5 protein-coding genes are annotated in these 9,532 nt (G+C 48.9%); 3 read left to right on the forward strand and 2 right to left on the reverse strand.

The features are described from left to right. Window positions 1-62 precede the first annotated feature (62 nt). The 3 genes from H164_RS0111505 to H164_RS0111515 are packed head-to-tail and all read left to right on the forward strand — an operon-like array spanning window position 63 to window position 2,810. Window positions 63-911 carry a M48 family metallopeptidase gene (locus tag H164_RS0111505; RefSeq protein ID WP_019968759.1) on the forward strand — a complete coding sequence of 283 codons (849 nt, stop codon included), beginning with the start codon at window positions 63-65 and terminating at the stop codon, window positions 909-911. A gap of 27 nt (window positions 912-938) precedes the next feature. After that, window positions 939-1,844, forward strand: coding sequence for a DUF1266 domain-containing protein (locus tag H164_RS0111510; RefSeq protein ID WP_019968760.1), 906 nt, complete (start codon window positions 939-941; stop codon window positions 1,842-1,844). A gap of 57 nt (window positions 1,845-1,901) precedes the next feature. Then, window positions 1,902-2,810, forward strand: coding sequence for a DUF1266 domain-containing protein (locus H164_RS0111515; RefSeq protein ID WP_019968761.1), 909 nt, complete (start codon window positions 1,902-1,904; stop codon window positions 2,808-2,810). A 699-nt stretch (window positions 2,811-3,509) separates the two neighbouring features. On the opposite strand, the gene H164_RS0111525 is transcribed toward H164_RS0111515, so the two are convergent. Next, window positions 3,510-5,516, reverse strand: a complete 2,007-nt coding sequence (locus tag H164_RS0111525; RefSeq protein WP_019968762.1) for a RagB/SusD family nutrient uptake outer membrane protein — start codon at window positions 5,514-5,516, stop codon at window positions 3,510-3,512. Window positions 5,517-5,528: 12 nt separating this feature from the next. Continuing rightward, on the reverse strand, window positions 5,529-8,636 hold the full coding sequence (locus H164_RS0111530) for a SusC/RagA family TonB-linked outer membrane protein (RefSeq protein ID WP_019968763.1): 3,108 nt from the start codon (window positions 8,634-8,636) through the stop codon (window positions 5,529-5,531). Between the last annotated feature and the right edge of the window lie 896 nt (window positions 8,637-9,532).

The following is a 9,532-nucleotide window of genomic DNA, read 5'->3' on the forward strand; positions in this document are numbered from 1 at the left end:
AGATTTACCGATTTTTTATATACTTTTGTTACACGATTAACAGTATATTAAAAAGTTATTGTATGAAAAAAGTAGTATCACGCCTGCTGATTGCAGCATGCTGTATGGTGAGTTCAATGCCGGTGATGGCACAGTTTAATCTTAAGAAAGCCGTCAGCGGGGCTGCAAAGGCAGTGAAAGCGGCGACGCTGACCGATGCCGACATGGCGAATTATGTCAGGGAATACGTCGCTTGGATGGACAAACACAATCAGGTTTGCCCTGAAAAGAATCCCTATACCGTGCGTCTGAAGAGGCTGACGACAGGCCTGACCAACGTTGAAGGCATTCCTTTGAACTTCAAGGTCTATTATGTTACCGACGTGAATGCCTTTGCTTGTGCCGACGGAAGCGTGCGGGTGTTCTCCTCTTTGATGGACATTATGACCGATGAAGAGCTACTTGGGGTCATTGGACACGAGATCGGACACGTCGCACACAAGGATTCTAAGGACGCATTCCGCACGGCTTTGCTCACTTCGGCACTAAAAGACGGCGTCTCATCTACCAACGGTAAGGCCGCAGCACTCACTGATTCGCAACTCGGCGACCTTGGAGAAACGTTGCTGAATGCCTCATATTCGCGAAAACAAGAGAGCAGTGCAGACAGCTATGGCTATGAGTTTCTGAAGAAAAACGGCAAGAACCCGTGGGCTATTGCATTGTCGTTTGAGAAGTTAAAGAAGCTCGAAGAGGACGCAGGTTACCAAAAAGACAGCAAATGGAAGCGTATGTTCTCCTCTCATCCCGACCTTGACAAGCGCATCAAGACCATGAGTGAGCGGGCAAAGAAAGACGGATTTGAACGTCCGGAGAACAAAATGCCCGAGAAACCTGTGGCAAAGAAGACTGCAAAAGGCAAGAAGAAATAAGCCGAAACCCCTAATAATGACACCTATATGATAAAGAAAACAACAACAATCCTTCTGCCGTTGCTGTGCTTCACGGCCCAGTATGCAGCGGCATCCAAGCTTACTGAGAAGCGACTGGAAGCTCCCGTAAGCAGCAGTTACACTACGTTATGGTTCATTCTTGCTTTCGGTGGCGTGTTCCTCCTCGTCACCTTGTACAACCATTGGTCGAAAGTGAAGATGCTGTTCCGCATGTTTGGCGGAAGTCTTCGCATGGAAGAGGACACCCAACTGACCGAGGACCAACAGCGAAAAATGCTTTTGAGCGGGGTTTATTCAACGCAAAAGAGTTCGCCCATGAATGTCATCAAGACCGGAATGGGCAGGGAAGAACGCCGGGAACTGCTGTCCCGGGCCTACGGAATTACCGATTCGGCGACGGCAAAAGACAAGTTGGACTATTTCAAAGATGCCGGTTCGCGCCGCTTCTTCACCCAAGTTGCCGAATCATTGAAGCTCAAAAACAAGAAAGAAATCCAGCAATATATCAGCGAAAGCTTTGAAGATGAGGAGGACATGCAGGACTGTTGGGAGCAAGTGCAATATGCCTTTGCGTCCTTGGAACCGCTGATGAAGGAGCAAATCATACGGGATGAGGCCGACTTTATACGCATCGGACCCGACGCATGGGACGTAGGTAGGCTCGTATTTGTGGCCCGAATGTGTGCCGAAGAGGGCTGGATCACCGAGGAAGAACTGTGGCGTTATGCCGATGCAGCTGACGAAATTGCTCACCGCACACTTACCAATTGGGAAGATTTCGGCAAGAGTTACATTATTGGTCGCTGTCTGTGGTGTGGCACGGCCAACTACTTCGAGGTGATGACAGGCTATGCCAAGAAGATGTACACCAACCCGAAGAGTCCTTGGAAGTGCATTCCTTTCGCGAAATAAGGCGCAAGTTCACCACTCCCGACTTGAAACTATTTCACCAAATCAAACATATCATTTATGAAAAAGAGAGTTATCACAAGCATGATGCTGATGTTGTGCCTCGCAGCACAGCAAGTTTTCGCCCTTAGATTCCGTGTCCGGGTTCCCGCAGGAGAGTCCGGTGAATCCAGTGGAGCCGTTAAATGGATTGTCTATGCCATCGTTATAGTGGTGGTTGCCGTCACTCTTTACCGCTACTTCTTTAAGGCAAGGGGCTTTCTCCGCCTCTTCAAGAGTGGGTTCCGTATGGACGAGAACACTTCGTTGACCGAGGACCAACAGCGAAAAATACTGTTGGGTGCCATATATGCAATGTTCGACAAAGGCTATCTGAACTCCGTTAAGACCGGACTTGAAAAGGAAGAGCGCGAAGACAGGCTGAAAGAGGATTGGAACATCGATGACCATGACACGGCTGTTGATGCTTTAAACGATCTGAAGATTGCATGCAAGAAAGACTATTCCTCTCATATTGCCGAGGCATTCAAGCTGAAAGAGCAGAAAGCCATAGAGGAGTATCTCAGTGAAACCTTTGTAAATCCAAACGAAGCAAAGGCATGTGCAGAGCAGATTGGACGTGCATTCAAGTATATCGGCAATCTTGTTAAAGAGGGAATCGTAAAGGATGAGGCCGAGTTTTCACGCATCGGCGGCATCGCTTTCGATACTACTCAATTGATATCCGTTGCACGTTGGTGTGCAGAATCAAAGTATATCAGTGAGAAGGAACTGTGGGAATACGTTGATTTTGCCGATGAACAGGCCCATAAGTCGCTCACTTCGTGGGAGGATTACGGTAAGAGTTATCTCATCGGCTATTGCCTTTGGGGTGCCGACGGCTATGAATTAAAGCACAGTGCCACCACAGTCAAGAAGCTCATGAACGAACCTGACAGTCCTTGGCAGCACTTCTCGTTCGCAAAATAAGCAGTGCTTTCGTGCAATACAAACACAGTCAACCGATCATAAAGTTCAAATTTCAAACGTCAAACTTCAAAGTCTGAAAGCTTAAACTGAAAGATGAGCTTATCATAAAGTTCAAATTTCAAAGTTCAAACTTCAAAGTCTGAAGGCTTAAACTGAAAGATGAGCTTATCATAAAGTTCAAATTTCAAACTTCAAACTTCAAAGTTTCAAAGCTCAAACGTCAAAGTTTCGAAGTTCAAACCTTAAAGGAAAATCCCTTGTCCACCCATTTCGGGGCCGACAAGGGATTTTTTCGGAAAGTTCGGTAGCAGAAAACGAAGAGAAAGTGAGGCCAAGGTCCGCTCCCGTAGTGCGTTGGTTACGTCGCAATGAAACTTCGGGGGAAAGGCACTGTTCATGTCTTCAAGTTCTACAAGTACGTTGATTGCGTCGCAATTCCGTCAGTTGTGTTGCGCAACATCGCTGTTGGCATGTAGGGACGCACGGTCCGTGCGTCCGCTCCAACCAAGCGTTTCTCTACCCTCCTCAAAGCTTTATGAAAGTATTTTCGTTTAAGCGGACGCACGGCCCGTGCGTCCCTACATTTCCGGCTCGGCCATATCGGTTTCTAAAATGAGCCATATTGCGCGGCAATATGACCCATATTGCACGGTGAAATCACCCATTTTATCGTGCAAAATGGGTGAGATTGGACCGTTATTACCGATAGGCCGGATTCTGATAAGTCGTCTTTTCGGCTGCAGACATCTGCAAAGCGTCGATTTGTCCTTGCGGAATCGGGCGCAGGTAATGGTCTTTCGTGATGGTTCGCGTGATGGTTTGCGGCGTATGGTCGCCCGCCTGAAGTCCGCAAATGGTGTAGGTTGCGGCCTTGGTTGCCCAAGTCTGCGTGCGAACAAGGTCCCACCAACGATATCCTTCACCGAAGAATTCACGGCTACGCTCGTCGAGTAGGTAGTCAATCGTGATGGTTGCAGGCGTTGTAGCCACCATTTTTGCACTATGATCTACAATCTTTTCGCGCTGACGATTATTGTCATACGTCCACTTTCCTGCCCGTGCACGGATCACATTCACAAGGTCTCGTGCCGTATATCCGCTCTCTGTAGTTGCTCCTTTCACTGCAGCTTCGGCGGCAATGAAGTAAAGTTCGGAGAGTTTCAGCACCGGATAAGGACGTGGACTGTCGCCGTTGGGCTTGCCAAGTCCCTTGTCTCCCGTGCGATAGATGCCGTTCTTCCAGTTATTCAGATAGGCGTAGCGACTGATTCCATGCGCACCAATCACCCAATCTGCCCGTCCCGGCAGCACACCACCGCCCACATTGCTGTATCCGGCAGCGCTTGTTCCATCGCCTGCAGCGTTGATTGCGCCCTTAACGGGATAGACGATGCTGCCCAAGATGGCATCGTCATCGATGAAGGTCAGCACAGAATCCTCTGCATTGATGGGCAACATGTTGGCGTTATAGGCTACGTTTGCGTTGCCGTTTGCATCGGAATTGGCACCCGAAAGCTCCCAATTGCCCCGGAACTGATAGGCAAACGTGCCGTCGAAACGCGAGTCGAACGTCTTTTCCTTAAAGGTTTTGGTCATCACTTCAATTGGAGTTGCCATTTCTTTCCACGGGCGGTCTTTCCCTTGAACGGCCTGTCTTTGCACCGAACGGAACTTGGTCCACTTCACAGGATGGCTGGAAGACTCAAGGAAAGTGTAGTCCCATCGACACATCCAACGGGCAAAATTGCCGGGTGAATTGCCGTTTCCCCAATCGAAATTCGTGCCACCATCGTAGTAATTACTGCTTTGTGTGTGGTCTGCATAAAGCAATATTTCGGCATTACGGTCGTTAGTTCCCACGTTCACTTGATAGAAACTGGGTTGCAAGGTAAAGGCTCCGGGGTTCTTGATTGCCGTGATTGCAATGTCATAAGCCTGCTGGAAATACCACGAAGCCGTGTGTCCATCGGGGTCAGTACGGTCACATTCGGGGTAAGTAGGAATGCCATTGGGGTTTTGGAGCCACCATCCATAGGTGAGATATGCCTTTGACAGCACGAGTCGGGCAGCCGTTTTCGTCACCCCACCCGTTACTCTTCCCTTGTCAGGAAGGTGGGTTATGGCTGTCAGAAGGTCGGGAAAGATGGCCTTGGTGTACACTTCTGGCACCGTATTTCGCTTGGAAGTGCGAACCGAAGCAGTGTTGAATTTCAGCTGACCCGAGCCTAAATCCAACGGAACTCCACCGAAAGTCTGTACCAATTCAAAGTAGTCAAGGGCACGAAAGAAGTGAGCTTCGGAGAGCATTGCCTCACTGACACCGATCGATGCGCCGTTTTCAAGCACGCCACTTGCCGTGTTGATATCGGTGAAAGCCACGTTCCAGAGCACGTCGGCACGGCAGTTTGTGGCGTTGAGTGCGCCTTTTCCCGACATATCGATGGGCAGATCGTTTTCATTTCCACCGTGTCCGTAGGTGTATTCGTCTGTTCCTGTCTCGTTGGCAATGAGCCAATAGCCATTGCCCCAATAGTAACGGAGGTTCGCATAGAGCGAGGTTATGCCCGATTCTACACCAGCTTGCGTTTGAAAATAGCCGGGCGTGTAGGTCTGTCGATTCACTTCGTCCAGCACATTGGAGCATCCTGCGAGCGTAAGTCCCGTTACCAAGATGCCGATTGCGATTGTATTATGATGTTTTTTCATCTTTTTTGTCGTTTAAAAAGTGATGTTTACGCCAAGAAGGAAGTTGCGGGTAGCAGGCGTGTTGAAGCCCACAACGAGCAAATGTGACTTATAGAACGAGCCAACGGCCTGGTTTTCGTTACCGTAGGAGTTGGTTTCTGGGTCCATACCCGACTTATTCGTGTAGGGAGAAAAGAGCACAAAGGGATTCTGAACCGTTGCATAAACGCGGGCTTTCGATATACCGCAGGCTTTAAGCCAGGGCTGATTGAAGTTGTAACCCAGCGTGATGGTACGCACTTTCAGGTAAGATGCGCTGAAATAACCCAAGGAATTGCCATACTTTGGATTGTTGCTACTCTCGATACCTCCGGGCTTTGGATTATCATTCGTAGGGTTATTCTCTGTCCAATAATCCACTTTAATGTTGCCACGACGCCCACTTAGCATGTTCAAATAGCCCTGTGAGCCATAGATAGTCGATATAAGTTTGCCTCCATGACGATAGGAAGCGACGAGTGAAAGGTCCCAGTTCTTGTAGGAAACACGTGTGTTGAAGCCGCCTTCCCAAGCCGGATCCATCTTTATAATCTGCCTGTCGGCCTCGCCATATGCCCGTTTCGGGGTCACACCATCGGCCTCATAGGCTCCGTTATAGCGTATTTTTATCATGCCCGCATTGCCTCCCGGCTCTGCAATTCGGCGGATATGCTCTTCATCTTTCTGCCATATTCCGATCTTTTCATAGTCATATACGACGTTAATGGGATATCCGACAAACCACCAATTGCTTTCATCTCGCGTTGCTCCAGAGGCCAGTTCTATCAGCTCGTTCTTGTTGGTATACCAGTTAAGTCCGGCTTCCCACGTCCAACCCTCCTTGTTATTGAGGATTGTTCCATTGAGAGATAGCTCAAAACCGCGGTTGCGTGTCTTGCCCACATTGGCCATATAGCTGTTCACACCCGTTGTTGAAGGCAGGTTAACCCCCATTAATAAGTCCTCTGTATTCTGTACATAATACTCCAATGTCCCACTTAATCGCCCCTTCAGCAGCGTAAAATCCACGCCGAAGTTCCATGTTTTGGAATACTCCCAGCCCAAAGCTGCGTTGGGAAGTGAACTGACATAAGTGCCCACGGCATAGCTTTCACCGAAGTTATATGGGCGCGTACTGAGCGTTCCCATAGTGGAATAAGGGTTCACAGACTGGTTGGAAGTCTCGCCATAGCCCAGACGTAGCTTCAAAGTCTCAAGCCATTTGACATCTTGCATGAACGTTTCTCGGGCCATGTTCCAGCCCAATGACACCGCAGGATAGGTGTGCCACTGGTGTCCTTTGGCCAAACGTGACGACGCATCTGAACGGAATGCCACGCTAAGCATATACTTATTGTCGTAGTTATACATCAAACGACCCATCACCGACACCAATCCACTCTTGTAATAAGCCTGTTGCGAGGGGTCTATCGTAACGTTCTGGGCCTGTCCGATGTTGTAGAATTGGAAGCCGGCCGGCACCTTTAAGCCATACATATAGGTCTGTTTGAAGACCGTTTGCTCTGCCGAATAGAGCCCGACAGCGTTGATGGTGTGCTTTCCCCAACTCTTATCGTAGTTCAAAGTGTTCTCAATCGCCCAGTTGGTCGTGGTGTTTTCGCGCGAAGTTGCGTGCGAATCGGCATTCGGAGTATCTGAGAATACGCCCGTACCCACGTAGTTTCCGTAGTCGCTATGGCGGTAGTTAAGTCCTAAGTTGATGCGGTATTTCAACCCATCTACGCCGGGTATCTTCACTTCTCCATAGAAATTGTTATATGCACCATAGGCTTTTGTCTGGTCTTTGAAATTATCTCCCAAGCCTTCGATGCTCTTCTTGGCATACACCCACTGCGTATCACTGGCCATGTTCACGCGTTCTTTCAGCGTTCCGTCGGCTCTGTAGGGGTTCGTAATGGGCGTCGCACTGAGCGTATTGTAGAGTCCCAACGACCCACCATTGGTGATACTGTAGTTGGCATTGGTGCTGAAGCCCACCTTGATATACTTCCCTATCTCCTGATCGATAGCGGCATGCAACGCATAACGATTGAAGTTCTGCGTCGGAATGACTGCTTCATCGCGGAAATATGATAGACCAAAGTTGTAACTTCCATGTGAAGAGCCACCCGAAACACCGATGTCTTGATTGGTTGTCAGGCCGTTTTTGAACAGCAATTTCTGCCAATCCGTGTCCACACTTCCGGCTTCTCCCCACGCAATCTCGTCCGTTCCGTATTGGTATTTATTGGCATATCGGCGCAATTCCGTGAACGCTTCGGCGTTCATCATGGGATAACGGTGGAACAACGTCTTCATGCCTACGTAGCCATTGTACGTTACTGTGGGCTTTTGATCTTGATAACCCTTGTATGTTGTGATGATAATTACACCGTTGGCACCGCGCGATCCGTAGATAGCCGTGGCCGAAGCGTCTTTCAAAATGTCCATCGATTTGATGTTGTTCGGGTCGATGTCATTGATACTTCCGGCGAAAGGAACCCCGTCAAGCACCACCAATGGGTCGTTACTTGCCGTTAATGAACGCGTACCGCGAATGCGAATCTGCATCGAAGCGCCCGGTTTTGAAGACGCTTGCATCATTTGTACGCCCGCAATACGGCCCTGCAAGGCATTCGAAATGTCGCTTCCGGGCACCTCACGCACAAGGTCTCCCCTCACATTGGCTACCGAACCGGTGACTGCTTCACGCCGTTGTGTACCGTAACCAATGACAACTACCTCGTTCAGGTTGCGGCCCTGCTCTTTCAAAGTCACGTTGAACGTGGCGTTGTTCCCCACGGATAACTCCTGCTCATCATAGCCGATGTAGGAGAAAACGAGTGTTGCTCCGGACCGAACCGACAGTGTGAAGCGGCCGTCGAGGTCGGTAACGGCTCCATTCGACGTTCCTTTTTCCTTCACGGTTGCCCCGATCAGTGGTCCCATGGCATCGCTTACGGTGCCCGATACCTTTCGAACTTGCTGCACAACCGACGTGTTTTGCACCGCCGGGAGTGCCGAAACCTGCTGCGTTGCCAATGTCCCGGCGACGGAACACAGCACGATGAGCAAGGTTGATGGTTTGATGTTTAGGTTCATAACAGTGTTTTTTGAGAAATAAATACGTTGTTTTTAGTTTGTTTTTTAAGCGATGATAGAGCGGAATACCCTGCACGGTGGCAGCTATTCCATGTCCTTTCGGACTCAGAAAGTAATGTGTCTCATGTTGGTTTTAATTGCGTTTAGGTTATTGTTCAGGCTACAAATATAAAGAAAATCATGATATGTTCATCATTTCCGGCCGATATTTTTTTCTTTCCACGCTGTTTTTTCGCTCATGGAAGATCAAGTTGCGAACGACCCTCCCTTGTATTGAAATCACATCATGCAGGATTGGTTGGGCGGACGCACGGCCCATGCGTCCGCGCACGCGCAGTTGAGGAGTAAACAAGTGGACTGGTGGACGAGTTGCATGCTTAGAGGCATGTAGGGACGCACGGCTCGTGCGTCCGCGCAAGGAGAATGAAACACAAATGCACGATTATTAGGAGCGGACGCACGGACCGTGCGTCCCTACATGCAGTCAAATGGCTATCAACAACTTACGCCTTGCGTTCCAATCGCAGCCATTTTGCACGCTAAAGTACATATAAAATCTGAAATTTGGGAAAATGTAGCGATAACGTTATCAATCAAAGACTTAAAAGGGCTTTTGGAAGTAGTGTAATGCCAACCGTGTACGGTCTTTATGCCAAACAGTGACAGCGTTCCGTCTCCTATTCGTAACCCCTGCAAGGGTAAGAATGAACAAATGGGAAAACAAGGAGATTCGCTCTGAAATAGGCTGTTAGGCTGAAAATTCCTACCCTTCGGTTTCTTATTCCGCGTTCCCCTCGATTTGCTTAGTGGACAACTGCTCCACAGTAAATAATTTTGCAAACGAAAGGAACAAAAGCAATGAGAAGTACATTTTCAGTCATCTTCTATTTGAAGAA

Source organism: Segatella maculosa DSM 19339 = JCM 15638, assembly GCF_000382385.1.
GTDB classification, from domain to species: Bacteria; Bacteroidota; Bacteroidia; order Bacteroidales; family Bacteroidaceae; genus Prevotella; species Prevotella maculosa.